The organism is Devosia rhizoryzae (assembly GCF_016698665.1).
GTDB classification, from domain to species: domain Bacteria; phylum Pseudomonadota; class Alphaproteobacteria; order Rhizobiales; family Devosiaceae; genus Devosia; species Devosia rhizoryzae.
In genome coordinates, this window is record NZ_CP068046.1 from 487,563 (window position 1) to 514,555 (window position 26,993).

The window sequence follows — 26,993 nt, forward strand, 5'->3', positions numbered from 1 at the left end:
CTCCTATGGCCGCAGCGGATTTTCGCGGCGCGTCGCAGCGTAGGCGACGAGAATGATGCCGCCCAAAAGGATCGGCAGGCTCAGCAGCTGGCCCTGGGTCAGCCAGCCGCCGTACAGGTAGCCGATATGCGCATCGGGCAAGCGAACGAATTCGACAAGAATTCTGGCCAGCGAATAGCCGATGGCAAAGATGCCGGCGACGAGACCTGGCTTGCGCAGTGCATAAAAGACATGGGTTGCGATGCGGATGACTAGGAAAAGCAGCAGGCCTTCGAGAGCCGCCTCGTAAAGCTGGCTCGGATGACGCGGTACCTGCATCGGATCGGTGGGGAAGATCACGGCCCATGGCACGCTTGCCGGGGCTCCATAAAGCTCGCCATTGATGAAGTTGGCGATGCGCCCGAGAAAGATGCCGATCGTTGCGACCGAAGCGATGAGGTCGAGCGAGGACAGCCAATTACCGCCCTTAGAGCGGCTGAAGAGGATTGCGGCCAACGCCAGGCCCAGCATGCCACCATGAAACGACATGCCGCCATCGAGCGTGTTGATGATCTCGATGGGGTTCTGGAGATAATAGGGCAGGTTGTAGAACAGCACATAGCCGAGCCGCCCGCCGATGACGATGGCCAGCATGGTCCAGAAAGCGAAGTCCCAGATGTCCTTGGCCGGGAAGGGCGGATGGCCGCGATGCCACAGATGCTGCTTGCTCAGCATCCGATAGCCGTAAGCGGCGCCCAAGAGCGTTCCGACGAGGTAGGCCAGCGCATACCAGCGGATGGCAATCGGGCCGATGGCAAAGGCGATGGGATCAATATTGGGGAAGGGCACGGGACAATCCTTGACGCTGGCGCGGACCATTGCCGCTTCGCCCGCTCTGGTCAAGGCGGGACCTCTGCCCTACATATCGGTGCAAGAGCACATTCACGGAAGAGACGACAGATGAACCAGAACAACCGCATTTTCGACGGCCTTGGTCGGGTCATGAACGAAGCCGCCGGTGTTGCCGATGGCGTGCGGCGCGAAGTCGAGACGGTGGTCAAGAGCCAGGCCCAGCGCATCGTCAACGACATGGAACTCGTCAAGCGCGAAGATTTCGACGCCTTGCGTGAACTGGTGCAGGTGCAGGGCGAAGAGATCGATGCGCTGCGCAAGGAAATCGCGGCGCTGCGCAGCCCCGCTGCCCCGCTCGATCTCTAGTCGAACAAAGTTTGTAAAAGAGCCCCGTTTCGGTACAGCCGGAGCGGGGTTTTTAATTTGGCGTTAATCTTTAAGTCGCACCATCATCCACAGGAGATTGTCCTCTCCCTGCCGCACCTTGTCCCCTGAATCAGTGACCTTGTGTAGGTTGATCGAAGGAGGACGATTCGTAAGCCGTTGTTGCGGCAAGCTAGTTCTCTTGCGTACCCCCGTTTGCCGGCCGCTGGCCCGCAAGGTTTGCAACGCTTCCGAGGACGAACGAGCGGATGTCCCTGATTGAATTCGAGCCCGACCGGGTTTCTCATCCGGTGGACCTGGTGGAGCACATTGCTTCCATCAACGACTGGACCTTCGAGCGTCAGGACGCCGACGAAATTTCGATTTCGGTACGCGGCGGCTGGTCTGACTACCACGTGTCGTTCAACTGGATGGAAGATCTCGAGTCGCTCCACATCGCCTGCGCCTTCGACCTTAAGGTCCCCGATGCGCGGCGCAACGAGATCAAGCAGCTTATCAGCCTCATCAACGAGCAGCTGTGGATCGGTCACTTCGATATCTGGAACAAGGAAGGCGTGGTCTTGTTCCGCAATTCGCACCTTCTTACAGGCGGCGCCGATGTGTCGCCGCAGCAGTGCGAGGCCCTTTTGCGCTCGGCGACCGATAGCTGCGACCTTTATTACCAAGCCTTCCAGTTCGTCGTCTGGGCCGGCAAGTCCGCTGCCGATGCCCTTAGCCACGTGATGTTCGAAACGGTGGGCGAAGCCTGATGACCTCCTTGCGCAATATCGGCCCGGTCATGCTGATCGGCGCCGGGAAGATGGGCCTGGCCCTGGCGCAGGGCTGGCTCGACGGCGGCCTGCCGGCATCCAATCTGGTGCTGGTTGACCCGTCGCCCAGCGACGCGGCCAAGGACTTAGCCGAAGATTACGGTCTCGTTCTTTACTCTGAGGCTGCGGGCCTCCAGCCCAATGTCCTGGTGCTGGCCGTCAAGCCGCAGGTTATCGGGCGAGTCATGGAAAGCCTGATCGGCGTCGTAGGGCCGCAGACACTGGTTCTGTCCATCATGGCCGGCATATCGATCGACCGGCTTGCCGATGGCTTGCGTACCGGGCGGGTCGTGCGCTCCATGCCCAACACGCCGGCACAGATCGGCAAGGGCGTTTCGGGCGCGGTTGCCGGTGCCGCGGTTTCTGCCAACGAGCGCGATGCTGCCGAGGCTTTGCTGGCAGCGGCAGGACGGGTCGTCTGGTTCGAGGCCGAAAGCGATCTCGACGCAGTGACCGCGGTTTCCGGGTCAGGTCCGGCCTATGTGTTCAATCTTGTGGAAGCTCTTGCGGCTGCGGCGGTGGAGCAGGGGCTCGAGCCCGGTGTCGCCATGATCCTTGCGCGGCAGACAGTGATCGGCGCGGCAGCGCTGATGGAAATCGACCAGGCTCCCGCCAGCACCTTGCGCCAGAACGTGACCTCGCCCAACGGCACGACAGCCGCGGCACTCCAGGTGCTGATGGCGGAGGATGGGCTGACACCGCTGATTGGCCGTGCCGTCGATGCTGCGCGAAAGCGCAGCGAAGAACTGGGTCGCGGCTAGATTTATCCCCGCCTGCTTGATCCGGCTTATATCTTGCCCGTCAGGTTCAGCCGGTCGAGCACGTTCCTGTCGGAGGGGTCCACCATCCCAACCAGAAACAGCCGCACCATGCGCGCAGCTTCCGGGGACAAGGCGTCGATCGAGGCGTCTATGCGGCTTGCCTGGCTTTCTGAAAGCCGTGCAAAGAACTGACGGCCCTTTTCGGTCGCATGCAGCAGGCGTTGCCGCCGGTCGGCATCGCCGGTGCGCTGTTCGACATAGCCATTGTCGATCAGTTGCCGCAAAACCCGCGCCAGGCTTTGCTTGGTGATCTTTAGAATATCGAGCAGGTCGGCGACCGGCATGCCCGGCCGCAGATTGACGAAGTAAAGCACGCGGTGGTGCGCCCGCCCGAAGCCTTGCCGTTCCAGAAGGGCATCGGCGTCGCCGGTAAAGTCGCGATAGGCGAAAAAGAACAGGCCCATGATGTCGAGCGGCAGGTCGGCCCAATCGGCGGGTGCGGAATTTATGTCAGCCTTGTTGACATTCTTTTGGTCCGGTGCCATCGTGTCCCCATAGCCGCACTAAAGGTCTTATCCCAAAGCCGTTCCGGTTTGCCAAGGGTCGGCCCGAAGTGCATGATCGACTGACACAAGCGCCGCAAGGGCGCATTCTTTTTCGGAGGGGACTATGGCCGGCGTGCCGATGGACCAGCGCGAAGGCTGGATCTGGTTCGATGGTGAACTCAAACCCTGGCAGGATGCCAAGATCCACGTGCTGACGCATGGCCTGCATTATGCAAGCTCGGTGTTTGAAGGCGAACGTGCCTATGGCGGCGAGATCTTCAAATCCCGCGAACATACCGAGCGCCTGATCCGCTCCGCGGCAACGCTCGACATGCCTTTCCCCTATTCGGTCGACGAGATCGAGGCTGCCAAGCGTCTGGTGCTCGACAAGAATGGCCTGGTCGACGCCTATGTGCGCCCGGTTGCCTGGCGCGGTTCGGAAGAGCTGTCCGTGCCGGCCCGCAACAACAAAGTCCATGTCGCCATCGCTGCCTGGGTCTGGCCGAGCTATTTTTCGGTCGAGGAAAAGCTCAAGGGCATTCGCCTCGAATGGAGCAAGTGGAAGCGTCCGTCGCCGGAGACCATTCCATCTTCGGCCAAGGCTGCCGGTCTTTACATGATCTGCACCTTGTCCAAGGATCACGCTATGGCCAACGGCTTTGCCGATGCGCTGATGCTGGATTATCGCGGCTATGTGGCGGAAGCCACCGGTGCCAACGTGTTCTTCATCAAGGGCAAGGACATCACGACGCCGACGCCCGATTGCTTCCTCAACGGCATCACGCGGCAGACGTTGATCGCGCTGGCCAAGGAAAACGGCTTCACCGTTACGGAACGCCACATCATGCCAGAGGAACTGTCGCAGTTCGACGAGTGCTTCCTCACCGGCACCGCAGCGGAGGTTACCCCCGTGTCGCTGATCGGCGATTATAAGTTCACGCCGGGCGAAGGCTGCCGCACCTTGATCGATGCGTATGCCTCGACCGTGCAGCCAAAGCGCGCTGCGGCCGAGTAGGTCTTATTGTCTTCCTGAGCCTGAAAATGCCCGCCTATTCGGCGGGCATTTTGCTTTGTCCCTGCCATCCCGGCTCCGCGCCGAACAGGGTCTCGCGCACCAGCCCGGTCGTATAGCCACGCGTGTTGTGTGCGTTGAGCGCGTAGTCCGGGTTCTCCATCAACACCGCATGCAGCTGAGGCAGGTTGTAGAAGGGCACGCTCGGATAAAGGTGGTGCTCGAGGTGATGATTGACGTTGTGCGGCGCAAAGAACACCCGCTCCCAAAGGTGCGGAAGTACGCTGCGGGTCCCGCCGAGCTCATGGCTGTAATCCATATTGCCGAAATGCTCGGCAACGCTGCGCACATGCATGAACAGGAAGAAGGCCGTCAGGTAAGGCACGAACCAGTAGAGCAGCACATCCGTCCAGATGCCGAGCACCGTGAACCAAGCCGCCATGGCGACATAAAAACCAAGCCGCGCAAGGCGATAGGATAGCGGCGACTTATCGAGGAGGCGAAGGCGGCCCATGATGTTGAAGATATCGATGATCGAGCTCACGACCAGGACATAACCAACGAGATCGAGCACGCCTTCCTGCCAATGCTTGGGAAAGGTGAACTTGCGGTTGCCCAGCTTGAACACCCAATCGGGGTCCTGATCGGTATTGGTGTAGCGGTGATGGGCCAGATGGTTGGTGCGGTAGCTCGCAACCGTGGTCAGGATCGACCAAGCGAGAAGCAGGTCGCAGACCCAGTCGCTCAACTCCTTGCGGCCGTTGATGAAGCGGTGGTGCGCGAATTCATGCAGTAGAATGGCAAAGCCATGCATGCGGCCGCCGATGACGGCAACGGCTACCGCATAGACCAGCGGGTTCTGCGCCCACTGCGAAACAGCGATCGCCGCCGCGATCAGCCCCCAATCGAAGGCGATGGCCAGGGCCGTGCGCCAGGGACGAAGCACCGACAGGCTCTTGAGCGTGGCGGGATGAACATAGGATTTGGCCATTGCGTCACTCCTCCCGCCAAATGCGGCGATGGTGTTAACGCATTATTAACTGATCCAGCGCGATCGCGCATCCTTGTCTTTTGGCATGGTTACTACCCACCGGGCGCCGGTCGCCGTTTCTTCCTGCTTCCAGAACGGCGCATCGGTCTTAAGGTAGTCCATCAGGAACTGCGCGCCTTCGAAAGCCGCCTGGCGGTGGGGCGCAAGGGTCATCACCATCATGATGGTTTCGCCGGGCACGAGCCGTCCATGGCGGTGGATGATGGCGGCGTCGGTCAGTCCGAAGCGGCTGATCGCCTGCTCGCGCAGTGCCGCCAATTCGTTGGTCGCGAGCTCTTCATAGCATTCGAGAACCAGCGCCAGGATCGGATCGTCGGGCAGTGAGCGGACAAGACCCGTAAAGGTCACCATGGCGCCCACGTCGGTATGGGACGCGGCAAAGCGGTTGGCCTCTGCGCCCGCGTCGAAACTGTTAGCGGTGACGCGGATCACCTTAGCCGCCCGTCATCGGCGGCAGGATAGCGACGGTCTGCGCGCCATCGAGCGGCGTATCCCAGGGCACGATGCGAGCATCGCGGCTGAGCTTGAAAATCGAAGGATCGGCCATGGCATAGTCGAGCGCTTCGTCTCGCGATCGCAGCCAACTCACGAGATCGGCCAGGGTCTTTACCTCTTCGGGGGGCGAAACCTCGTCGCTGGCGCGGTTGAGACGTTCACGCAACCAGGCGAAATAGAGAACCTTCATCTGCCGATCCCGGAGAGATGCGGCCAGGAGGCGCGTAGATAGTTCCAGCCCGTGATCAGCGTGATGATGCCGGCAGCCCAAAGCAGGATGTCGGACAAAAGACCGACAGCTGGCACAACGCCTTCAAGAAGGATGACTGCTAGGGCGACAAGCTGGACCGTGGTCTTCCATTTGGCCAGCTGGCTGACCGGCAAGACGACAGTCTTGTTGCCGAGGAACTCGCGCAGACCCGAAATAAAGAATTCGCGGAAATAGATGGCGGTCACGGGGATCATGTCCCAAGCCGATAGCGAGCCATCCCAGGCGAGGGCCGCTATCAAAATGCCGACAAGCAGTTTGTCGGCGATCGGATCGAGCATGCGCCCGAGGTCGGAATACTGGTCCCAGGCCCGCGCCAGATAGCCATCGAGATAGTCGCTCACAGCCGCCAGAACATAGAGAACCAGCGCCACGATGCGCAGGGTCGGGTCCCCGCTCATGACCATGGCGACGATCGGAATGATCGCCAGGATGCGGGCGATGGTGATGATATTGGGAACGAGAAGCAGCGGATTGCGGTTCATGGGGGGAGAGAACAGGAAGGGCAGCGGGGGGTCAAGCGTCTTCCCTCTCCCCTCGCGGGAGAGGGTGCCCGAAGGGCAGGTGAGGGGTGCCAACATTAGCAAGATCCCTAATCCGTCTCGCTGCGCGAGCCACCTTCTCCCGCGAGGGGAGAAGGGAAGCTGCGGCTGAAGCGATTAAGCAACGGCCTGGGTGGTCACGGCCCGCCGCTTCTCGACCGCATCGGCAAGGGCGTTAAGGGCGGTGACCGTCGTGTCCCAATCAATGCAGCCATCGGTGATGGACTGGCCGTAGACCAGTTCCTTGCCGGCCACCAGGTCCTGGCAGCCCGCGACGAGGTTGGACTCGATCATGACGCCGATGATACGCCGATCGCCCGCCGCCATCTGGTGGCCGATGTCGGCAAGGACCTTGGGCTGGTTCTCCGGATCTTTGGACGAATTGGCGTGGCTGGCGTCGATCATGATGGCGGGGTTTAAGCCAGCCTTGGTCGCCGCCTGGGCCGCGGCCTCGACGCTGGCGGCATCGTAGTTCGTGGTTTTGCCACCGCGCAGAATGATGTGGCAGTCCTCATTGCCGGTGGTCGCGGCAATAGCGGAGCGGCCGTCCTTGGTGACGGCGAGGAAATGGTGGGGGTGAGAGGCGGAGAGCACCGCGTCTAGAGCGATCTTGACGTTGCCATCGGTGCCGTTCTTGAAGCCGACTGGGCAGGAAAGTCCCGAGGCCAGTTCACGGTGGATCTGCGATTCGGTGGTGCGTGCGCCGATAGCTGCCCAGGAAACGAGGTCGGCAATGTATTGTGGCGTCGTCATATCGAGGAATTCGCAGGCCGCCGGCAGCCCGAGATTGTTGACGTCGAGCAGCATCGTGCGGGCCACGTTGAGGCCCTCGGCAATGTTGAAGCTGCCATCGAGATCGGGATCGTTGATCAGGCCCTTCCAGCCGACCGTCGTGCGGGGCTTTTCGAAGTAGACGCGCATGATGATTTCGAGCCGGTCGCCGAGCTGTTCGCGCAGCACGACGAGGCGCCGGGCATAGTCCATCGCTGCCTTGGGATCGTGGATGGAGCAGGGGCCAACGACTACGGCGAGCCGGTCGTCCTGGCCGGTCAGGATATTGTGGAAGGCGTGACGAGCAGCGATGACGGTGCGGGTCGCAGCATCGGTGCGCGGATGCTGGCGTATCACGTCGATCGGCGTCGGCAGCGGTTTTATTTCGGTGATGCGCAGGTCGTCGGTGGATTTGAGCATGTCGTGGTCCTCGGTGTTTTAGATCGAGGGGCCACAAAAAAGCCGCCTCGGAAGTCGGGCGGCTGGCTTGCGATTTGGTCTGGTCTTGTCGGGATCAGGACGCGCGCGCAAAAGCCTCCGCCGGGAGCGGATAGCTAAAGTACCAATAAAAGGTGGCGGCGTTGATCATGGCGGCAAGCTAGCGCGACAGCCGGGACTTTGTCGAGTCCCGACTTTGGTAGGGGATCTTAGCCCGCCATGGCCATGTTGAAGGCATCGAGCCGCAGGATGGTGACCTCGCCATCCCAGATCGGCCATAGCTTCCTATGGAGATCGACGAAGCGTTCGGTCCAGTGTACGATTTCGGCTTCGGTTGGCAGATCGTAGATGGCGTAGCCGCCCAGCATCTCCTTGGCCTCGGCATAGGGGCCATCGGTGACCATCTGGCCCTTGTGCGTCGTGACGGTGCCGGCCAGCGCCATGCCACCGGTTTCCGTCATGCGGATGCCGGCTTCCATGCCGAGCTGGACGATGGCTTGCATCAGTTCGCCGGGCGGATTGCTGGCGACCTCTGGATTGAGCGTCTTGACCATGGTGAGGAACTTCATCGGTATTCTCCGGACAGTGTTTCATCACAGCGACGAGCGGGCCCGGCCGGCTTCGACAATTTTTCAGCTGCGATTGAAGTAATCGTAGACCAGCTGGGCCATGGCTCGGGAGATGGTGGGCACGGACTGCAGATCGATCAGCGACGCGCGGCTCACGGCCTTGGCCGAGCCGAAGTGATTGAGCAGAGCCCGCTTGCGGGTGGGCCCGATGCCCTCGATTTCGTCGAGCGGGTTCTTGATCTGGTCTTTCTTGCGCTTGGCGCGATGGGTGCCGATGGCAAAACGGTGCGCCTCGTCGCGCAGACGCTGGACATAATAGAGCACCGGATCGCGGTGCGGCAGCATGAAGGCGTCCTTGCCCTCCATGAAGAATTTTTCGCGACCTGCATCGCGCTCCTCGCCCTTGGCGATGCCGATGAAGGTCACCTCTTTGGGCAGGTTGAGCTGGGCAATGACTTCGCGCACGGCATTAAGCTGACCGGCGCCGCCGTCGATGAAGACGACGTCCGGCCAGTCCGGCATGCCGCTATCCTCGACCTCGTCGGCTTCGGCATCGCTTTCATTGGCGAGGCGGGTAAAGCGACGGGTCAGCACTTCGCGCATCATCCCGAAGTCATCGCCGGCGGTGATCTCGGACTTGATGTTGAAGGTCCGGTAGTGCTTTTTGGAAAAGCCCTCTTCCCCCGCCACGATCATGGCGCCCACCATGTTGGTGCCGGAAATGTGGGAGTTGTCATAGACTTCGATGCGGCGTGGCGGTTCGTCGAGGCCAAAGCAATTGGCGACGCCTTCAAGCAGGGTGCGGTTGGAAGCGCCTTCCGCGAGCTGTCGGCCAAGAGCTTCGCGGGCATTGTTGAGCGCGTGATTGACCAGATCGCGCTTTTCGCCACGCTGCGGCTGCTCGATGTAAACGCGGCGACCGGCGCGGCTGGTCAGTGCCTCTTCCATCAAGCCGTGTTCCGATAGTTCGTGGCTGACCAGCACCAAACGGGCAGGGGTGCGGTTCTCGTAGAACTGGGCAATGAAGGCTTCAAGAACTTCGGCGTCGGAGAGCGATGCATCGGCGCGTGGGCGGTAGGGATAGTTGCCCCAGTTCTGGTAGGCACGGAAGAAGAAGACCTGGACGCAGAACTGTCCGCCCTCGTGGTGGATGGCAAAGACGTCGGCTTCCTCGACCGACTTTGCCGTGGCGTCGCCCTGCGACTGTACCAGCGCCAGAGCCCCAAGGCGGTCTCGGATCAATGCGGCGCGTTCGAAGTCCATGTCCTCGGCCGCCTTGCTCATATCGGCCTGGAGGTGTTTACGGACCGCGTCGGACTTGCCGGACAGAAACTGGCGCGCATCTTCGACCAACTCGCCGTAGGCCTCGAGGCTGATCTCGCGAGTGCAGGGCCCGGCGCAGCGCTTAATCTGGTACTGAAGGCAGGGCCGCGTGCGCGCGGCGTAGAAACTGTCGGAGCAGTTGCGCAGAAGGAACGCCTTCTGCAGGCTGGCAATGGTGCGACCTACCGCGGTTGCTGAAGCGAAGGGGCCGAAATAATGGCCAGGACGGCGACGAGTGCCGCGATGCTTGGTCAGCTCCGGCGCTTCGTGGTCCGTCGCGATGTGGATATAGGGGAAGCTCTTATCGTCGCGCAGCAATACGTTGAAGCGTGGCTTCAACCGCTTGATCATATTCGCTTCAAGCAGCAGCGCCTCAGACTCGGTTTCGGTCCGCACGAACTCCATGCTGACGGTCGCAGCGATCATGCGCTGGAGGCGCAGCTCCAGTCCGTCGGGGCGGGTATAGTTGGTGACGCGCGCCTTGAGGTTGCGGGCCTTGCCCACATACATGACCTCGCCCCCGGCATCGAGCATGCGATAAACGCCAGGTGCATTGGGGAGAGTGCGAACGAAGGCCCGGATGACGTCCGGGCCGGATGGAGGCGGCAGGGCAGTTGTGTCGGTCATAGGCGCGGGGTTGGTCCGCTTTCAGGCGGAAAAACAAGATGTTCCCCGCCATCGAGGGCCAGCATCTGGCCGGTGAAGGCGGGCAGGGTAAGGAGCGTTAGCACCCCTTGGGCGATGGCATCGGGGCCGGCATGGCGCTTCAGCGGCAAGGCCTCGACCGAAGCGTCGAAATCGGCCTGGCTTTGCCGTGAATTGGGCAGAACAGGCCCCGGACCAATGGCATTGACGCGGATCGTAGGAGCCAGCGACTGGGCCAGGGTACGCGTTGCGGTCCAGAGCACTGATTTGGATAGATAGTAGCTGAAAAAGGCAGGAGAAGGGGCAAGGACGCGTTCGTCGATCATATTGACGATATTGCCCTCGGCGCCTTCCGGAAGCTGGGCAGCGAAGTCGCGGGTGAGGAAGATCGGCACCTCGGCGTGGATGGCAAAGTGCTTGTCCCAAAGCTCTTCGGTCACGTCGCGGGCGCTGTCGGGTTCGAAGATCGAGGCGTTGTTGACGAGGACCGTCAGGGGACCAAAGAATGCCGCGGCCCTCTCTATGACAGTGGCGCGCTCGGCTCGGTTTCCGAGGTCAGCCTGAAGAATGTCAGCTTTGCCGCCGCCCGCCCTGATCTGGCTCATGACAGACCGGGCACCCTCTTCGTCAGACCGGTAATGGACCACGACTGCGTAGCCATGCGACGCCAGCTTGGTGGCGATCGCGGCGCCGATGCGGTCGCTGGCGCCGGTGACAAGCACGACGGCCTGGGACTGATTCGCGGTGGTTTTGCTGGTGTTGGACATCGGGCGAACCATAGGCCGGTTGCGGCGCCCTCTTCAATCCGGCGCAGTTTGTATCAGCGCTCACTATCCTGCCAGGCATGACAAGATGTGGCAGGAGGTATAGGCAGCGATACTGGTGAACACCTCCGCGCCAGTTTGCTTCTCCTGCACGAGCCTCGTCATGACCACCCCAGCCAGCGAGCGGACCGACCATGTCGGTCGCGCGATCATTCTGACGCTGATCACCGTTACCGTGTTCGGCGTCCAGGATGCTGTTTCCAAAATCCTGGTGCAGACCCATTCGCCGTTCCAGATGACCATGATGCGCTATTGGGGTTTTGCCCTGTTTGCGTTGTTCCTCGTGGCGCGTCAGGCGCCGTTGCGGCAGGCATTCCGGTCGAAAGTGCCGGTATGGCAGGTGGTGCGCGGCACGCTGCTGATCGCCGACATCTGGTTTTTCGCGCTGGCGCTGCAGACCGTGCCGCTTGGTGAGCTGCAGGCGATCGTCATCGTTTATCCGCTGCTGGTGACGCTGTTCGCAATTCTCGTGCTCGGCGAGAAGGTGGGCATCTTCCGCTTCGCGGCTGTCGGCGTAGGCTTTCTTGGAGCCATATTGATCATGCGACCCGGCGGCGTGCCCCTGACCTGGGGTGTCTTCTGCGGCCTCGCCTCGGCAACGCTTTATGCGCTCTACATCGTCCTGACCCGCAAGGTCAGCCGGGTGGATAGCGCCGCCACCAGCATGACCTATGCCGCCGTGGTCGGTCTTGTGCTGTCCACCGGGGTCGGAGTGTTTTTCTGGCAGCCGATGGGATGGACCGAGCTGGCCATGACGGTGCTGATCATGGTCACCACCTGCGCCGGGCACGGGCTCATGGTGTTTGCACTAAGCATGGCGCCTGCGAGCACGGTGCAGCCGTTCAACTATTTCTCGCTGCCCTGGGCCATCGTTCTCAGCATCCTCGTCTTCGGACAATGGATCGATCCGATCTCGCTTGTCGGTGCCGCCATCATCGTGGCCGCGGGCCTTGTGATCATGGCACGCGAGCGCGTCCGCAAAGTCTCGGTCACTCCCCAAGAGGCCCTGCCGGGGCATGAATGATCCAGTCGGACGAATGAAAAACGCCGCCACGAGGGGCGGCGCTGAGGAGTGGCTTAGTTGCCGGCGCAGAAATAGCCGTTCGGGCCATTGAAGCAGAAGCTTGCACCCGGGTTGGATGGGTAGACCGGATAAGGCTGCGGACGCGGGTTATTCCAGTGGGGCGGACGCGGGGGACGCGGGTTCCAGTGTGGCGGACGCGGCGGAGGATCATAGACCGGCGGACGCGGGGGTGGGTTGTAGCCACCGTTCCAATCGTCATCGTTCCAACCGCCGCCACGCGACAGATAGTTGGACGAGACCCAGCCATCGGGGCCGCGCTTTTGCACGTAGCACCAGCTGCCGCGGCACTGCTGAACGTCGACCGTTTCACCGCGGCGCAAGGTATCGACGACTCCATAGCCGGTCCCCGGACCGGAGCGAACGTTGACATTGCCGGTGGCAACGGCAGGGGCGGCAAAGGCAGTAGCGGCAGTGGCCAGCAGGGTCAGGCCCGCCAAACCAGATGCGAGTAAGGTCTTCCGGATCGTCATGGTAATCCTTTCCGAGAAAGCGAGTGGCGTTTTCCGCCGGTGAAGGCAGATAAGCTCATCCCGGATGAACCCAAGCTGAATGAGCCATTAAGCCAAAAACGGACTGCGCTTGGCCGAGTTCCCGGCCTGATCAGAGGCGAAGAAGGTCGACGAAGCGGCCAAGTGCAGCGGTAAAGCGCTTCCGTTGCTTGGGCTTCAACTCGCCGAGCAAAGCTTCCTCGAGCTGCGCCCAATGATCGGCAAGGCTGTTGCGGATACGCGTGCCGCGATCAGTGAGGGCAAGCCCAGGTTCAAGCAGTGGGCCGACAGCCTGACGGGTCACCAGATCACGCTCGGCAAGCCGTTCGATGCGGAGGGACAAGGCGTCGAGCGGCAGGCCCAGCTCATTGGCAAGATCAGCTTCCGTCGTCCCTGACCGCCCCAGCACGAAGAGCACTGCGTCGTCACCCGGCTCCAGTCCCTTTTCGAGCACAGGAACCAGCAGCGCCTGATGCGCAAGCTGGCCGGCCTCGATTAACCGGTAGAGTGCCGATCGTGGGGAAGGTCTGGACATAGGCGGGAAAATAGTCCGAACTCCTCTGTGCCGTCGATGCGGCTTCCATCCTATCGTTAATCGCCGAACGACCAAGAGCCCATGTTGTTCGGTCCACATAGATGCGTTATGCGGGTTCATACCCGCTAGACGACACGGATCGCCATGACGCAGGACCTTGCCCGGATACGTGCCTTCGTCCAAGTCTTCGATGCGGGCGGCTTTTCTTCGGCGGCTCGCCAGCATGGTCGCTCCAAGGCCCTGCTCAGTAAATATGTCACCGATCTCGAGGACTATCTGGGCGTCCGGCTGATGAACCGGACCACACGCAAGCTGAGCCTTACGGAAGCAGGAGAAGCCTATTACCGGGAAGCCTCGGGGTTGCTGCAACAACTCGACGATCTCGATGCCACCATCACCGAGCAGACCGCTGAGCCGCGCGGGTTGTTGCGGGTTTCGGCGCCGCGCAATTTCGGCGAGTCGACGCTGGCGCCAGCGATCTTCGAATACCTCCAGAAGTTCCCCAAGGTGCAGCTCGATCTGCGCCTTGAGGACCGCTATGTCGACCTGGTCGATGAAGGCATCGACGTCGCCTTGCGTATCTCCACGCTGGCGGATTCGTCCTTGATTGCGCGCAAGATCGCCGACATGCATGTGGTGATCGGCGCCGCTCCGGCGCTGCTGAAGCGGGCAGGGACGCCGCAGCACCCCGAGGACCTGCGGCACCTGCCGTGCATCATCGACGTCAACCTGCAGGGCCAATCGAACTGGCGGTTTACCGAAGAAGGCAAGACCATTTCGGTTCCGGTGAACGGGCCCTTGCGCGTCAACTCCCCCCTGGCAGCGCTGACTGCGGCCGTGATGGGTCTCGGTTTTGTCGTATTGCCCTCCTATCTGGCAGAACCTGCCGTTCAGCGGGGCGAGCTCGTTCCGGTCCTGCCGGGGTTCCTGCCGACCGGTCAGACGCTGCAAGCCGTCTATCCCCATCGGCGGCACCTTGCCGGCAAGGTTCGGGCGCTGATCGACCATCTGGTGGAGTGGTTCGCCACCCATCCCATTCATTAAGGACCCAAGAGGTTGAGCTTTTCGCGCTGGCGGAATTGGACTGCCGCTTCGCTTCTCTTGCTTGCGGCCATGAGCCAGCCGGCTTTGGCGCATCCGCACATTCTGATCGATGCCAAGCTGTCCGTCGGCTTCGACGCGCAGGGCCGTATCGCGAGCCTGCGGAACAGCTGGACATTTGACAGCGCTTTTTCGGTCTGGATGGTGCAGGGGCTCGATACCGACGGGGACGGCACCGTCAGCTCCGCGGAAATGCAGGAGCTGGCCGACGAGAACATGGTCGGTCTCGCCGACTATGGCTTCTACACCTATGCCGGCGACGGAATGGACTTTACGCCTGCCGGCGACCAGCGCATGACCTACGAGAATGACCGGGTGACGCTCGATTTCAGCGTTGCTGCGGTCGCGCCGGAAGCGCCAAGTCCGCGGTTCGAGATCGGCATCTACGATCCTGAATATTATGTGGCCATCGGCATTGCCGAGGTCGGCGACGTGACGCTCGAGAATGCTCCGAACGATTGCGCCGTGACGCTCGAACCCCCCGTGCCGATGTCGAGCGCGGTAGAAGAACGGCTTTATGCGCTGGGCCCAGAGGTGCTGGAACTGCCGCCCGATCTCGCCGCCGCGATGCGCGGCACGCAGGGCATGGTGGTGATCGGTTGTGGAGACGCTCCGCCTCCGGCCACAGCTGTCGAGGCTGTGACCGAGATGGCGCAGCGGGCGCCCGCTGCACCGTTCGGCGGACCACCGCCAGAAGTGGGTCTCGACCTGCCGCGGACCGGCTTCTTCGGCTGGCTGCAGACACAGCAACGCAACTTTTATCGAGCCATGACCGGCGCACTCGACGCGCTGCGCACCGACTGGACTGCGTTTTGGGTACTTGGCGGCCTGAGCTTCCTTTATGGCGTCTTCCACGCCGCCGGGCCTGGTCATGGCAAGGTCGTCATCTCTTCCTATGTGCTCGCCAATGAACGGCAGTTGCGCCAGGGGATTGTTCTCAGTGCGGTATCTGCGCTTTTGCAATCGGTGGTAGCGATCGGCTTTGTCCTCGTTCTTGCCGGGGTGCTGAACCTCACCAGCACGGCGATGGGCGAAGCTGCACATTGGGTGGGCGTCGTTTCCTATGCGCTCGTGGCGCTGCTTGGTGCCTGGCTGGTGGTGCGCAAGCTCTTCGGACTTGGTCGTCACCATCATGAACATCACCATCACGGACACGAGCACCATGGTCACCACGATCATGACCATCACGCCCATGATGATCATATGCACCACGCTATAGGCCCCGGGGATTTGCGGCGTAACTGGCGCGAGCAGCTCGGTGTCGTACTGGCGGTCGGCCTACGGCCATGTTCGGGGGCACTGGTGGTGCTGGTCTTTGCCTTGTCGCAAGGCTTGCTTGCCGCAGGGATCGCTGCGGTCTTGCTGATGGGTCTGGGCACAGCGATCACCGTCGCAGCCCTCGCTACTCTGGCCGTCATGGCCAAAGGGCTGGCCGCGCGGATCGGCGGCACCGAAAGCCGAACTGCCGGGCATGTGCTTTGGTGGGCAGAACTCATCGGCGCTATTGCGGTTCTGGCCTTTGGTATCCTTCTCTTGATCGCATCCTTTTAAACGCGACCCATCGCCGCCTTGCGGCATGGGCGTAAAAGGTTAAGGTGCCGGCCAATCTGGAACCTTTCCAATCTTGCTCATGTCCGCACATCTTCCTCCCGACCATACCTCCGTTCCCAAGCAGAAGATCGGCGTTTTGCTGCTCAATCTCGGGACACCGGACGGAACCGACTATTGGAATGTTCGGCGTTACCTGCGCGAGTTCCTTTCTGACCCCCGCGTCATCGAGACCAACAAGCTGCTGTGGTGGCCGATCCTCAACCTCGTCATCCTCAGTTTTCGGCCGCAAAAGAGCGGCCATGCTTATGCGCAAATCTGGGACCGCGAGAAAAACGAAAGTCCACTCCGCGTCATCACCCGCGACCAGGCGGAGAACTTAGCGCAGCGCCTGGGGGGCGAGGATATCGTTGTCGATTTCGCTATGCGTTATGGCAATCCTTCGACCGAAAGCGTGCTGAAGCGGATGCAGGCTGAGGGCTGCCAGAAGATTCTCCTCGTGCCGCTCTATCCGCAGTACTCCGCCACCACGACCGCGACGGCCAACGACAAGGCCTTCGACGCGCTCAAAACCATGCGTTGGCAACCCGCGGTGCGCACCGCGCCCGCCTATTTCGAAGATCCGAAATATATCGAGACGCTGGCCAATTCGATCCGCGACGGCGTCGAAGCGCTTCCGTTCGAGCCGGATGTGGTGATTACCTCCTACCACGGCATGCCGGTCGAGTACCTCAAGAAGGGCGATCCGTACCATTGCCAGTGTTATAAGACGACGCGGCTGGTGCGGGAATATCTTGGCTGGCCCAAGGAAAAGCTGATGGTGACGTTCCAGAGCCGCTTCGGGCCGACGGAATGGCTGCAGCCCTATACCGACAAGACGCTCGAAGCTCTGCCTGGCAAGGGATTGAAGAAAGTCGCGATCCTCGCTCCGGCGTTTTCGGCCGACTGTATCGAAACTCTGGAAGAAATAGCCATGGGCGGCAAGGAAACGTTCATGCACGCTGGCGGCGAAGAGTTTGCCTATATCCCGTGCCTCAACGCCTCGCCCTCCGGCATGGACATGATCGAGGCCATGGTGCGCCGCGAGCTGATGGGCTGGCTGTAGCTACCAGCCAGCGCCGCTGAAGTCGGGCGGAGTGACGTTGACCAGACCACGGCCGACGATATCGCCGCGCCGGACCCAGCCATAATCGGGAATACGGCACCATTGCGTGGCATTGGCACCATTGAGCGGTATGCCGGCGTCGCCCCAGCTGCCATGGCGCGAGTCGCTGTCGTTCTGAGTGCACTGATCGATCGGGATTTCTTCGCCGGCGCCGATCTGGCCGACGATGTCGTACCGGTCGCCGGGGCCCGCATGGACGGTGGTGGCGCCGCCTGAAACGCGCGCCGTGATGGTGATCGCCAAAGCGGGTGTTGCAAATGTCGCCGCGGCGAGGACGGCGGATGCCTGGATGGCTATGACACGCATCGGTAGCTCCATAACAGGTGGGCGGCCCCTAAGAGCCGCCCCTTGATAGCACCGCCGTGTGAGGCGGGGATAATTTAGCCCAGTGCGCCCTGCAGCGCTTCGAGATGGGCGATGTGTTCGATGATCATGCCGCGGGCGAGCTTGGTGACGTTGACATGATCGCGGTTGGTGCCGGCGCCCAGATATTCTTCCTGGATGGCGAGAAGCTGCTGGTGACCTTCAAGGTTGGCGGCGACATAGGCGGAGTCGAACTCGGCTCCAGTGAGGCCCTGGAGTTCGGTGAGCTTGGCCTGGCCGGTTTCGTCGATCAGGGCCATCAGGTCGGCATCGGCCGGGGAGGGGACTTCGCCAGTGGCTTCGGCAGCACCGTTTTGCATGGACATCAGAACGTCGGCAATGGTCTCCTGTTCGGTGACTTCGAACTGGGCGAAAGCCTTGACCTGATCGTTTTCGGCGTTCTGGAGTGCAATGCGGCTCTGGAGGAGCGAGAGGGCGCCGACCATGCTGGTCTGCTGCGCGTGGTTCATTTCGGCTTCGCCCATTGCGGGGGCGGCAGCACTGGCGGCGGGGGCGGTCTCTGCCGCGGGAGCGGCAGCATCGTTGGCGGGGGCGGCGGCGTCCTGGGCGAAGGCGCGGCTGGCGATCGCGGCGACAGGCAAAACGGCGGCAGCGGCGAGAATATTGCGGCGGAGCATGGTAGGATTCCTTGGGTTAAGGAGCATGGTAGGATTCCTTGGGTTGAAAGGTGTCCTGCAAGGGTTTGCTCCGGGCGTTGGTTCCCGCCGTTGCCAGATGTTACTAGAGGTTTACCTTTTCGTTGGTGCCCATTTCCGGGCCCTTGCCGGTGACGGCGGCGACGGCCATCTTGGCGAAGGAAACGATCTTGCCGGGGCTGTCCCAGAGCTCGGCATCTTCGGGGGTGACCGTCAAGAGGCGAATGGAGGGGTCGTTTTCGTCGTCCCACCAGGCCTTGTCGAAATCGGTCCAGAGATCCTTGATCTTGGCGCGGTCATTGGTGACCTTGGCGTTGCCGGAGATGACGACGTAGTTGAAATTGCTGTTGTCGGCCCAGGCGCAGGAGACCCAGGGGAACTTGTCGACCTGCCAGTTTTTTTCGCCCTCAGCATCGACGAGGAAATAGATGGCATGGTTCTCGCGCTCGGGGCGGGCGGAGAGGGGGCGGGAGCGCTGGCGTTCGCCATCCCAGGTGGTGAACATGCAAAAGTCGATCTTCTTGGCCAGTTCCCAGATGCGATCCTGGATTTCGGCCGGGCTCTTGTCGTTGTCGTGGTGTTCCTTGACCATCGGGTCGCTTCTCCTTTGTGAGTGGGAGAGAAACGAGCCAGGGGGTGGGAAGTTGCCGGGCGTGGCGGCTGACGGGAGGCTGACAAAGCCTATAAGCATAATGTCATAACAAAAACAACCACTTAGCCGGAACATTGTTTGGCCTTGGGGAATTATAAGGGCGAGGGTCCTTCCTGAGGAGAACCAAATGCGTAGACTTTCCATCCTGGCTTTTGCTGCCGGCCTGCTCGCCTCGAGCGCAGCACTGGCGCAGGACACCGTGGTCATCGAACTGAGCGGCGTCCGTGCCGATCTGGCTACCCAGCTCAATGTCGGCGCCGGCCAAGTGCCCGATACCGTGTCGCTGTCGACCAACTTTGCCGCCCAGGTCTGCGGCATCGAGGATCCGGCGACGCTGGAGTCGGTGTGCACCGCCGTGACCACAACGCCGGAATTGCTGACCGTGCTGCAGGCCAGCATCGGTGACGGCAACAACGGCAACGGCAACAACAACAGTGCCCGTGAATTTGCGCCCGGCCAGCAGGATGGTCCGGCCAAGGAATCGGCGCCGGGCCAGCAGGAGGGCGCGGCCAAGGACGCAGCTCCGGGCCAGGTGAAGAAGAACTAGAGTTTCCAAGACAAGCCGGGAGCAGATCGCCCCCCGTGTTCCCGGTTCAACGGGGTGTCCGGTTCGCCGGGCACCCCGTTTCATTTCGACGTGCCAAAGCACCGGCCGGCCATGGGGCCTCCGGTTGGAGCACGGTGAGAAGCGGCTTTCGCCCCGAAAAATTGGTAGTGAAGAGGCGAAAGCCGCTTCGCACGATCGGGATTTTGTGCGCACGCCTCGAGCAGCCCACCCAATGGTGACGGCGATTGCTTGGTTTTGAGGCGGGTGCGCGAGTTCCCATCTCCCCAAAGCCGCACGCTCACCTGGCCGGTGTCGGCATCCACGCATCCTTCCAGGCGACCCCGGATGGCCCGTCTTCCCGCCCGGCGCTTCGTCGGTGCCGCGTGTTGTCGGCGGGAATGGGGGAAGCATGCCACCGGTTTTGCGGGCGGGGATAAGTTTCAGGTTGGGTCGGCGCTCCAACCAGTCTCCTCGCCTTCAATCCAGAGCTCGTCGGGTTCATAGTCGTAATGGGCCCGAACGAAGGCCGCGAGGGCGATGCCGACATCATGAAGCGCGGCATGCATGGCTTCGCGCGGGATGTCACCGGTGGCGGGAAGCCGGTAGAGCGATCGGCCACCGGGCTCGCGCGCCACGAGGCGTGCAGCATCGGCCATGAACCGCCGCGCCAGCACGGCTTCGATGCCGCCAAAACTCTCGCCGGCTAGGTGGCAGCGCAGTTCGATTCTGAGGTCGGCGAGCGTTTCGCGCACATGCATGTAGTCGCGGTACTGGCGGCGGGTGATGGGCGTGCGGCGGGGTGGCATGGCAAACTCCTGGCTTGGGGGCGGGGAGTGTGCGGCAGAGGGGCAGGGCGGGGAGAAGCGGGATAGATTTGTTGGCCTAGTAGCGGACGGAACGCTTGGCGATGATCTCGGCGCTTCTTCGCGTGCTGGAGGCAAATTCGCACCAGTGGTGCGAATTTAGCGGAGAAGGCCATGAGAGCTATGCTCGAGTGGCCGAGGTGGTGTCGGCGTATTTGACCAATATCTCAGGATGGGCCCCGGCCTGCGCCGGGGTGACAGCCGGTGGTTGTCGGCAACCTAGTACCTGACGCCGCGCTTGGCGATGATTTCGGCGATGCGGGTGGTGTCGGTGGCGTTGAGATAGCGGCCGCGTTCGAGGATTTCGAGGGTGTATTCCTCGTAGGTCAGGCCGATCATCGCGGCGCGCTGGGCGCGGCGTCTGGCGATATCCAAAGGCGCGTCGAAGGCTCGCTTCTTGGCGGCGGCCCAATGGAAATAGTTGCCGATGCCGTTCTTGCCCCAGGGCGGGGTGTGGGTGTCGTTGTCGTCGAGGGGCGGGCCGCCGTTGGAGAGGTGCATGGGGGCAGGGTGGCGCGGGAGGGGGTGCGGGGCAATGCGTTGATTGGCGTAGAAAGAGGACCCCCACCCCGCCTCCCCCTGCAGAAGGGGGAGGAGTTCCATCTAGTGCTGGGCGAGGTGGTGCCACAAGCTCGATGTGACTCCTCCCCCGACTTACGGGGGAGGCCGGGTGGGGGTGTTCTCCTCTTGCACCTCTGCTATCGTTCCACCCGAGGGAACCATGACCGACAAGATCACCTTCGCCCGCAGCCAGCGCCGCAATCCGACTGCGGCTGAGCAGGCGTTTTGGGCGGTGCTTTATCCATGGCGCGAGGCCGGGATGCATTGGCGGCGGCAGACGCCGGTCGGGCCGTATGTGGTGGATTTCGTCTGCAAGAAGCGGAAGCTGATCGTCGAGATCGATGGCGACAGCCACTATTTCGACGAGGGCATCAGGCGCGATACGGTGCGCACGGTGTTTCTCGAACGCTGGGGTTTTCGTGTCGTGCGGTTCAGCAATGCGGATGTGCTGGGCAACCCAGAGGGCGTGTTCGAGGTGTTGTGCGGAATTTTGGGCGATGTGACTTAGGGCCTCGCTGCGCTCGGACCCCCACCCCCGCCTCCCCCGTAAGGCGGGGGAGGAGCCGCATCGGGGTTGTCTCTCGGTCGCGCCCCTGAGTGGAGCAAACTCCTCCCCCGCCTTACGGGGGAGGTTGGGTGGGGGCTTTTACAACACTTGGTGTCCACCGCATCACCGCTATCGGCTGCGCCGGACCCACACCGCCACTCGAGCGTAGCTCTCATGGCCTTCTCCCTTAAAATCGCTCCTCAGGAGCGATTTTGCCTTCGGCCGGGTCGAAGTCCCCCTTCAGAAGGAGCGAGGAGCCGCATCGGGGGTGTGGCGCGGTCGTGCCCCTGAGTGGAGCAAACTCCTCCCCCGACTTACGGGGGAGGTTGGGTGTGGGCTTTCTGGACAACCGGTGTCCACCGCATCATCGCTGCCGGCTGCGTCGGACCCCCACCCAACCTCCCCCTGCAGAAGGGGGAGGAGCCGCATCGGGGGTGTGGCGCGGTCGTGCCGCTGAGTGGAGCAAACTCCTCCCCCGAATTACGGGAGGTCGGGTGGGGGGTTTCTCAACACTCGGTGTCCACCGCATCACCTCTGCCGGCTGCGCTGGACCCCCCACCTCTCCCCGTGCAGTAGGGGAGAGTGGCATCCGGGAGGTAGCGTAGACTCCCTTACGTACATTGGGATTTCGCGCGGTGTGCTGCGCGATACGACAGTAGCATTCAAGCACATCGAGAAACGAACGACGCCCGTACGCCGTCTAATTCCACTTGTGCCAACTGTCCCCGACCTGCTATTTCAGCTGTAATGTGCAAAAAAAATGCACAAGGGGCGTAGAAATGTTGATTGAGTTTTCTGTTTCCAATTTTCAGTCCATTGCTGAGCAGCAGACACTGTCGATGCTCCCAGCTAAAGGCTCTTCGTACCTTCTAGAGACAGGAAACCCGTACTATCCGAACGTTCTTCGTATCGGCGGGCTATTCGGCGCTAACGGTTCCGGTAAAACGTCCTTTCTGAATGCAATTCAGACTTTCCAGAACATAGTAGTGAACAGTGCCAAGTACACTGCTGGGGACAAAATACCAGTGACACCTTTTAAGCTTGATGAAAGCTTGCGAGGCAGTCCAACTTCTTTCGAAATAATCTTCAAGGGTTTGGTGAGTAGTGATGTTTGGCGCTACGGAATAACTTTGGATGGTGAGAGGGTACACAAGGAGTGGCTCTATCAGCGCACTGCTGACACCGGCAGAGAGCGTAAGACCTTTGTACGAAACGGACAGACCATTTCAGCTACGAAGAGTCTCGGACTTTCCAAAGCACTCCTTGAAAGGGTAACCGGGAAAAATCAGTTGCTGCTATCCAAGCTTGAGCAATTCTCAGGCGAAGATGAGATACCTGCCATGGTGTGGATAAAGCTTTTTCTACGCCCAGTGCTGAGTTCTTCGAATTGGTTTCAATCAGTGACCGGTCGGAAGCTTCTGACTGAACAGCACTCATCCCAGATAACTGAACTGCTTAAGTCTATCGGTATGAATTTTGAGTCTATTAGGTTAAAAGAAAGATCTGTTGTAGAAAATTCTCCCGAAGAAACCGCAATAATGACCGGAGATAAGCATATTTATAGTCATTCCAGCGGTGGGATGGCATATTATCTAGAGCTTGAATTTGAAAGAAGAGATAGGTCTGGAAGTTCGCAGCCAATTTATTTCCACGAAGAGTCGCTTGGCACCAGAGCATTGTTTGGTATCGCAGGGATTTTAGTCGACGTTATTAGGATGGGCATGACCATTGTAGTTGACGAGCTAAATCAAAGTTTTCACCCTGAGTTCCTGCGGCTCATAGTCGAGCTGTTTAGAAGTCCAGAAGCAAATTTTGATTCTGCACAGTTGATTTTTTCGGCCCATGACACATCGGTGATGTCGATTTTGGAGCGTGATGAGCTTTGGATAACCGAGAAGCAGCCTGACGGCGCTACACACCTGTATTCTTTAGCAGAGCTTGGCACAGCGAAGGCCGGAGGTCCTAGAAGAAGAGGTGTCTTCGGCAAGCACTACCTCGAGAACAAGTATGGCGGACTTCCTGAGATTGACCTCATAAGGGCCGTGAAGGCAATGAAGTCGTTGGAGAGTAGTGATGCGCAGGAGGCGTAGCTTTCACAGCAAGTCTGAGAGGGATACGCTCCTAATATTAAGCCAAGATACAGGTGGCGCTTTTGAGTATTTGCGTCAGTCTTTTGACAAAAAAGTTCTAAATAACGACTTAGTTGTCTCCGTTCAGGGAACGGGGCATATGAGCCAGACTATGCTTTCTGATGCCCGTCGAGCGTTAGCGGGAACATCACGCGGTTACCCGCATTCCGTATATGTAATGCTAGTTGTTGATCGCGACGACGATCCGGGGCTGTCAGCGGTGGTAAATGCAGCCCTACAGTCAAAGGACATAGAAGTCTTTGTTTCGGTCCCGTGTATTGAATACTACTTTATGCTGCATTTTGGAAACGATCGACCATCTATGAACTCGTTTTCTGATCTTCTACCTTATTTGAGAGTATATCCTGGCTTTGCAAAATATTCAAAAAATCGCACGGCTGTGCCGATCGCGCTCATGTCAGAACTCTCGGCGACTGCTAGAACCAATGCGACATTAGTTCGTACCGGATGTGAGCAGGACGGCGCAACGGGGCCAAGGTCTGATTTGGACCTTCTTTATGATGCCCTTGACACCGCAAGCGTCAGCGGACTGCAAGGATTAAGAGCTTCTAGATCTATAAGAGACTTGAGCCGCTTTAAGTAGGTCTCAGCCACCACTTTCATAGAATCTCTTTCCTCAACGTATACAATTCAATGTTCCGCTGCCGTTTAACCTTGTCACTGAGCACTGCTCAGCCATTCTAGCGCAGCTCTAATGGCGTTCGCACCAAAATCGCTCCACTAGCGCGATTTCGCCGGTTCGCGGCCGGGTCGAAATGCCCCCTCACCCGGCGCTGCGCGCCGACCTCTCCCCGAAGGGGCGAGGTGGGCAGGCACTACGACACTTCGCCTTCAAGCGTGTCGAGTTCCATTTCGCGAAGGCGCTTAACCTCGTCTCTCAACCTTGCGGCCTTCTCGAACTCAAGGTTCGTGGCAGCCTCGCGCATTTCGCGTTCGAGGTCCTTGATGACCGTGGCAAGGTTGTCGCCGGTGACGGTCTTTTCCTTGCCGTCCTTGCCCTTGCCGATGGAAATCGTGACGTGGTCGCGTTCGGCTGTGCTGTCGATGATGTCGTTGATGCGAGCCTTCACACTCTGTGGCGTGATGCCGTTGGCCTCGTTGTAGGCAATCTGCTTTTCGCGGCGGCGGTTGGTTTCGGCCAGCGCGCGTTCCATGGAGCCGGTTTCCTTGTCGGCATAGAGGACGACCTTGCCGTCGACGTTGCGGGCGGCGCGGCCGATGGTCTGGATCAGGGAGGTTTCGGAGCGGAGGAAGCCTTCCTTGTCGGCGTCCAAAATGGCGACGAGGCCGCATTCGGGGATGTCGAGGCCTTCGCGCAGGAGGTTGATGCCTACGAGGACGTCGAAGGCGCCGAGGCGGAGGTCGCGGATGATTTCGATGCGCTCGATGGTGTCGACGTCCGAGTGCATGTAGCGCACGCGGATGCCTTGTTCGTGCATGTATTCGGTGAGGTCCTCGGCCATCTTCTTGGTGAGGACGGTGCAGAGGGTGCGATAGCCCTTCTTGATGGTCTGGCGGATCTCGTCGATGACGTCGTCGACCTGATGGGTGGCCGGGCGGATCTCGACCGGGGGATCGATGAGGCCGGTGGGGCGGATGACCTGTTCGGCGAAGACGCCGCCGGTTTGTTCCATTTCCCAGGAGCCGGGGGTGGCCGAGACATAGACCGATTGCGGGCGCATGGCGTTCCACTCCTCGAAGCGGAGGGGGCGATTGTCCATGCAGGAGGGGAGGCGGAAGCCGTATTCGGCAAGCGTCGCCTTGCGGCGAAGGTCGCCGCGATACATGGCGCCGAGCTGGCCGATGGTGACATGGGATTCGTCGACGAAGACCAGGGCATTGTCGGGCAGGTATTCGAACAGGGTCGGCGGCGGCTCGCCGGGCTTGCGGCCGGAGAAGTAGCGCGAATAGTTTTCGATGCCGGCGCAGGAGCCGGTGGCTTCCATCATTTCCAGATCGAAAAGCGTGCGCTGTTCAAGGCGCTGGGCCTCAAGGAAGCGGCCGGCGCCGTTGAGTTCCTGGAGGCGCGCGGCGAGCTCGGATTTGATGAGCTTGAGCGCCTGGTTCATGGTGGTGCGTGGCGTCACGTGGTGGGAATTGGCGTAGACGCGGATGAAGGTGAGGTCGGCGGACTTGCGGCCGGTGAGGGGATCGAATTCGGTGATCGCCTCGACCTCGTTGCCGAAGAGGGAAACGCGCCAGGCGGCGGCTTCATAGTGGGCGGGGAAGATTTCGACGGTATCGCCGCGGACGCGGAAGGTGCCGCGCACGAAGCCGGTGTCGCCGCGCTTGTATTGGAGGGCGACAAGCTTGGCGAGCAGCTGGCGCTGGTCGATCTTTTCGCCCTTCTGCACGTCGATGGTCATGGCGGTGTAGTCTTCCACCGAGCCGATGCCGTAGATGCAGGAGACCGAGGCGACGATGATGACGTCGTCGCGTTCGAGGATGGCGCGCGTGGCCGAGTGGCGCATGCGGTCGATCTGCTCGTTGATGGTGGATTCTTTTTCGATATAGGTGTCGGTGCGCGGGACGTAGGCCTCGGGCTGGTAGTAGTCGTAGTAGGAAACGAAGTATTCCACCGCGTTGTCGGGGAAGAAGCCCTTGAACTCGGAATAAAGCTGGGCAGCGAGGGTCTTGTTGGGCGCCAGGATCAGGGCCGGGCGCTGGGTGCGGGCGATGACCTGGGCGGCGGTGAAGGTTTTGCCGGAGCCGGTGACGCCGAGGAGGACCTGGTCGGTTTCGCCATTGTCGACGCCTTCCACGAGCTCGGCGATGGCAGTGGGCTGGTCGCCGGCGGGGACGTAGTCGGTGGCGAGGCGGAAGGGTTTGGAGGCGCCGCGCTTGGTGGGGCGCTCGGGGCGGTGCGGCATCCAGGGGGCGGAGCCTTCCACCTCCTTGCGGCCGTGAAGGATGATCTGCTCGAGGGCCTTGACCGTGGCGGTGACACCGACGGCGGCGCCCGAAACGTCCTCGTTCTTGCGGGCCTTGTTCTTTTTCACCGATGCGTCGAGGGCATCGAGCATGTCGGCCTTGAGGCGCGGGTTGCCGACCATGCCGGCGACGGTCTTGGCCGAGGGCATGTGGTTGAAGCCGGCTTGCGGGGCCTCGCCCAGGCCGGAGAAATCGACGCGTTCGACCGAGTTCGCCTTGGAGCGCGGGGCCTTGGGGGCCATGCCGGTGGCGGTGTCGTAATTGGCCTTGGTGGAGCGGCGCTTTTCGAGCGCAGTTTTCGGCTCGGCTGCGGCGGCTGCTGCCTGGTCGGCGCGATCGAGGGCGCGCTTATTTTTCATGCGCTCGGCATAGAGGGGTTTGGAGGCCTGGATGTCCTCGGCCTTCTCGATCTCGGCGAAGAATTCGTCGATGGAAAATTCGGCTTTGCCGGGGCGTGTGGATTTGGGGGCCATGGCGCTCGCGATCGGAAAGGGATGACAGGATGATCCCTAGATGGGGTCTCTGTCACACGAT

30 protein-coding genes are annotated in these 26,993 nt (G+C 61.0%); 12 read left to right on the forward strand and 18 right to left on the reverse strand.

All coding sequences use genetic code 11. From position 1 onward, the window contains the following. Nucleotides 1-3 precede the first annotated feature (3 nt). Nucleotides 4-882 (reverse strand): prolipoprotein diacylglyceryl transferase, encoded by an 879-nt coding sequence (gene lgt, locus JI748_RS02395; protein ID WP_325166888.1) that lies wholly within the window; start codon nucleotides 880-882, stop codon nucleotides 4-6. A gap of 57 nt (nucleotides 883-939) precedes the next feature. On the opposite strand from lgt, the gene JI748_RS02400 reads away from it, so the two are divergent. From JI748_RS02400 to proC, 3 genes are all read left to right on the forward strand, one after another. Next, nucleotides 940-1,197 (forward strand): accessory factor UbiK family protein, encoded by a 258-nt coding sequence (locus JI748_RS02400; protein WP_201634716.1) that lies wholly within the window; start codon nucleotides 940-942, stop codon nucleotides 1,195-1,197. Nucleotides 1,198-1,463: 266 nt separating this feature from the next. After that, nucleotides 1,464-1,964: a type III secretion system chaperone family protein gene (locus tag JI748_RS02405; protein WP_201634718.1), complete on the forward strand. Its 501-nt coding sequence runs from the start codon at nucleotides 1,464-1,466 to the stop codon at nucleotides 1,962-1,964. After that, nucleotides 1,964-2,785 (forward strand): pyrroline-5-carboxylate reductase, encoded by an 822-nt coding sequence (gene proC / locus JI748_RS02410; protein ID WP_201634720.1) that lies wholly within the window; start codon nucleotides 1,964-1,966, stop codon nucleotides 2,783-2,785. Before JI748_RS02405 ends, proC begins: the two co-directional genes overlap by 1 nt. Nucleotides 2,786-2,811: 26 nt before the next feature. On the opposite strand, the gene JI748_RS02415 is transcribed toward proC, so the two are convergent. Further along, the gene (locus JI748_RS02415; RefSeq protein WP_407644934.1) at nucleotides 2,812-3,330 is read right to left on the reverse strand and encodes a MarR family winged helix-turn-helix transcriptional regulator; all 519 of its coding nucleotides are present in this window, start codon (nucleotides 3,328-3,330) and stop codon (nucleotides 2,812-2,814) included. Nucleotides 3,331-3,454: 124 nt separating this feature from the next. On the opposite strand from JI748_RS02415, the gene JI748_RS02420 reads away from it, so the two are divergent. Further along, nucleotides 3,455-4,345 (forward strand): branched-chain amino acid aminotransferase, encoded by an 891-nt coding sequence (locus JI748_RS02420; protein ID WP_201634722.1) that lies wholly within the window; start codon nucleotides 3,455-3,457, stop codon nucleotides 4,343-4,345. A gap of 34 nt (nucleotides 4,346-4,379) precedes the next feature. On the opposite strand, the gene JI748_RS02425 is transcribed toward JI748_RS02420, so the two are convergent. The 8 genes from JI748_RS02425 to JI748_RS02460 all read right to left on the reverse strand — a co-directional run bounded on the left by JI748_RS02425 (nucleotide 4,380) and on the right by JI748_RS02460 (nucleotide 11,211). Beyond that, nucleotides 4,380-5,333 carry a fatty acid desaturase family protein gene (locus tag JI748_RS02425; protein ID WP_201634724.1) on the reverse strand — a complete coding sequence of 318 codons (954 nt, stop codon included), beginning with the start codon at nucleotides 5,331-5,333 and terminating at the stop codon, nucleotides 4,380-4,382. Between the two features lie 45 nt (nucleotides 5,334-5,378). After that, nucleotides 5,379-5,825: a molybdenum cofactor biosynthesis protein MoaE gene (locus JI748_RS02430; protein WP_201634726.1), complete on the reverse strand. Its 447-nt coding sequence runs from the start codon at nucleotides 5,823-5,825 to the stop codon at nucleotides 5,379-5,381. A gap of 1 nt (nucleotide 5,826) precedes the next feature. Continuing rightward, nucleotides 5,827-6,078: a MoaD/ThiS family protein gene (locus JI748_RS02435; RefSeq protein ID WP_201634728.1), complete on the reverse strand. Its 252-nt coding sequence runs from the start codon at nucleotides 6,076-6,078 to the stop codon at nucleotides 5,827-5,829. After that, entirely contained in the window at nucleotides 6,075-6,641 is a 567-nt protein-coding gene (pgsA, locus tag JI748_RS02440; protein ID WP_201634730.1) for a CDP-diacylglycerol--glycerol-3-phosphate 3-phosphatidyltransferase, read from the reverse strand. Before pgsA ends, JI748_RS02435 begins: the two co-directional genes overlap by 4 nt. 174 nt (nucleotides 6,642-6,815) lie before the next feature. Further along, a complete protein-coding gene (locus JI748_RS02445; protein WP_201634732.1) occupies nucleotides 6,816-7,889 on the reverse strand; it encodes a 3-deoxy-7-phosphoheptulonate synthase in 1,074 nt (357 codons plus the stop codon). Nucleotides 7,890-8,116: 227 nt separating this feature from the next. Then, entirely contained in the window at nucleotides 8,117-8,476 is a 360-nt protein-coding gene (locus tag JI748_RS02450) for a YciI family protein (RefSeq protein WP_201634734.1), read from the reverse strand. A 63-nt stretch (nucleotides 8,477-8,539) separates the two neighbouring features. Next, on the reverse strand, nucleotides 8,540-10,426 hold the full coding sequence (uvrC, locus tag JI748_RS02455; protein ID WP_201634736.1) for an excinuclease ABC subunit UvrC: 1,887 nt from the start codon (nucleotides 10,424-10,426) through the stop codon (nucleotides 8,540-8,542). Continuing rightward, nucleotides 10,423-11,211, reverse strand: coding sequence for an SDR family oxidoreductase (locus JI748_RS02460; RefSeq protein WP_201634738.1), 789 nt, complete (start codon nucleotides 11,209-11,211; stop codon nucleotides 10,423-10,425). Before JI748_RS02460 ends, uvrC begins: the two co-directional genes overlap by 4 nt. Nucleotides 11,212-11,371: 160 nt before the next feature. On the opposite strand from JI748_RS02460, the gene JI748_RS02465 reads away from it, so the two are divergent. Then, entirely contained in the window at nucleotides 11,372-12,292 is a 921-nt protein-coding gene (locus JI748_RS02465; RefSeq protein WP_201634740.1) for a DMT family transporter, read from the forward strand. 53 nt (nucleotides 12,293-12,345) lie between these two features. Here JI748_RS02465 and JI748_RS02470 read toward each other — a convergent pair whose 3' ends face one another. After that, nucleotides 12,346-12,822 (reverse strand): SH3 domain-containing protein, encoded by a 477-nt coding sequence (locus JI748_RS02470; RefSeq protein WP_201634741.1) that lies wholly within the window; start codon nucleotides 12,820-12,822, stop codon nucleotides 12,346-12,348. 130 nt (nucleotides 12,823-12,952) lie between these two features. Further along, nucleotides 12,953-13,375, reverse strand: a complete 423-nt coding sequence (locus JI748_RS02475; protein ID WP_201634743.1) for a MarR family winged helix-turn-helix transcriptional regulator — start codon at nucleotides 13,373-13,375, stop codon at nucleotides 12,953-12,955. Between the two features lie 144 nt (nucleotides 13,376-13,519). On the opposite strand from JI748_RS02475, the gene JI748_RS02480 reads away from it, so the two are divergent. The 3 genes from JI748_RS02480 to hemH all read left to right on the forward strand — a co-directional run bounded on the left by JI748_RS02480 (nucleotide 13,520) and on the right by hemH (nucleotide 17,129). Continuing rightward, nucleotides 13,520-14,419, forward strand: coding sequence for a LysR family transcriptional regulator (locus JI748_RS02480; protein ID WP_201634745.1), 900 nt, complete (start codon nucleotides 13,520-13,522; stop codon nucleotides 14,417-14,419). A 12-nt stretch (nucleotides 14,420-14,431) separates the two neighbouring features. Then, a complete protein-coding gene (locus tag JI748_RS02485) occupies nucleotides 14,432-16,027 on the forward strand; it encodes a HoxN/HupN/NixA family nickel/cobalt transporter (protein ID WP_201634747.1) in 1,596 nt (531 codons plus the stop codon). A 79-nt stretch (nucleotides 16,028-16,106) separates the two neighbouring features. Continuing rightward, nucleotides 16,107-17,129, forward strand: a complete 1,023-nt coding sequence (gene hemH, locus JI748_RS02490) for a ferrochelatase (protein WP_201634749.1) — start codon at nucleotides 16,107-16,109, stop codon at nucleotides 17,127-17,129. Here hemH and JI748_RS02495 read toward each other — a convergent pair whose 3' ends face one another. The 3 genes from JI748_RS02495 to JI748_RS02505 all read right to left on the reverse strand — a co-directional run bounded on the left by JI748_RS02495 (nucleotide 17,130) and on the right by JI748_RS02505 (nucleotide 18,800). Next, nucleotides 17,130-17,495: an SH3 domain-containing protein gene (locus JI748_RS02495; RefSeq protein WP_201634751.1), complete on the reverse strand. Its 366-nt coding sequence runs from the start codon at nucleotides 17,493-17,495 to the stop codon at nucleotides 17,130-17,132. It abuts the gene before it with no gap. A gap of 74 nt (nucleotides 17,496-17,569) precedes the next feature. Then, on the reverse strand, nucleotides 17,570-18,190 hold the full coding sequence (locus JI748_RS02500) for a DUF4142 domain-containing protein (protein WP_201634753.1): 621 nt from the start codon (nucleotides 18,188-18,190) through the stop codon (nucleotides 17,570-17,572). A gap of 103 nt (nucleotides 18,191-18,293) precedes the next feature. Further along, nucleotides 18,294-18,800 (reverse strand): pyridoxamine 5'-phosphate oxidase family protein, encoded by a 507-nt coding sequence (locus JI748_RS02505; RefSeq protein WP_201634755.1) that lies wholly within the window; start codon nucleotides 18,798-18,800, stop codon nucleotides 18,294-18,296. Nucleotides 18,801-18,987: 187 nt separating this feature from the next. On the opposite strand from JI748_RS02505, the gene JI748_RS02510 reads away from it, so the two are divergent. After that, nucleotides 18,988-19,407: a hypothetical protein gene (locus JI748_RS02510; RefSeq protein ID WP_201634757.1), complete on the forward strand. Its 420-nt coding sequence runs from the start codon at nucleotides 18,988-18,990 to the stop codon at nucleotides 19,405-19,407. Between the two features lie 440 nt (nucleotides 19,408-19,847). On the opposite strand, the gene JI748_RS02515 is transcribed toward JI748_RS02510, so the two are convergent. Then, a complete protein-coding gene (locus JI748_RS02515; protein ID WP_201634759.1) occupies nucleotides 19,848-20,213 on the reverse strand; it encodes a hypothetical protein in 366 nt (121 codons plus the stop codon). A gap of 276 nt (nucleotides 20,214-20,489) precedes the next feature. Beyond that, on the reverse strand, nucleotides 20,490-20,771 hold the full coding sequence (locus tag JI748_RS02520; RefSeq protein ID WP_201634761.1) for a hypothetical protein: 282 nt from the start codon (nucleotides 20,769-20,771) through the stop codon (nucleotides 20,490-20,492). A 220-nt stretch (nucleotides 20,772-20,991) separates the two neighbouring features. Between JI748_RS02520 and JI748_RS02525 the strand changes: the two genes are divergently transcribed. The 3 genes from JI748_RS02525 (at nucleotide 20,992) to JI748_RS02535 (ending at nucleotide 24,111) form a co-directional block, all read left to right on the forward strand. Then, the gene (locus JI748_RS02525) at nucleotides 20,992-21,339 is read left to right on the forward strand and encodes an endonuclease domain-containing protein (RefSeq protein ID WP_201634763.1); all 348 of its coding nucleotides are present in this window, start codon (nucleotides 20,992-20,994) and stop codon (nucleotides 21,337-21,339) included. An 818-nt stretch (nucleotides 21,340-22,157) separates the two neighbouring features. Continuing rightward, complete coding sequence (locus JI748_RS02530) at nucleotides 22,158-23,468, forward strand: AAA family ATPase (RefSeq protein WP_201634765.1); 1,311 nt, start codon at nucleotides 22,158-22,160, stop codon at nucleotides 23,466-23,468. Further along, nucleotides 23,452-24,111 (forward strand): RloB domain-containing protein, encoded by a 660-nt coding sequence (locus tag JI748_RS02535; RefSeq protein ID WP_201634767.1) that lies wholly within the window; start codon nucleotides 23,452-23,454, stop codon nucleotides 24,109-24,111. Before JI748_RS02530 ends, JI748_RS02535 begins: the two co-directional genes overlap by 17 nt. Nucleotides 24,112-24,343: 232 nt before the next feature. Here JI748_RS02535 and uvrB read toward each other — a convergent pair whose 3' ends face one another. Continuing rightward, entirely contained in the window at nucleotides 24,344-26,701 is a 2,358-nt protein-coding gene (uvrB, locus tag JI748_RS02540; RefSeq protein ID WP_407644943.1) for an excinuclease ABC subunit UvrB, read from the reverse strand. Between the last annotated feature and the right edge of the window lie 292 nt (nucleotides 26,702-26,993).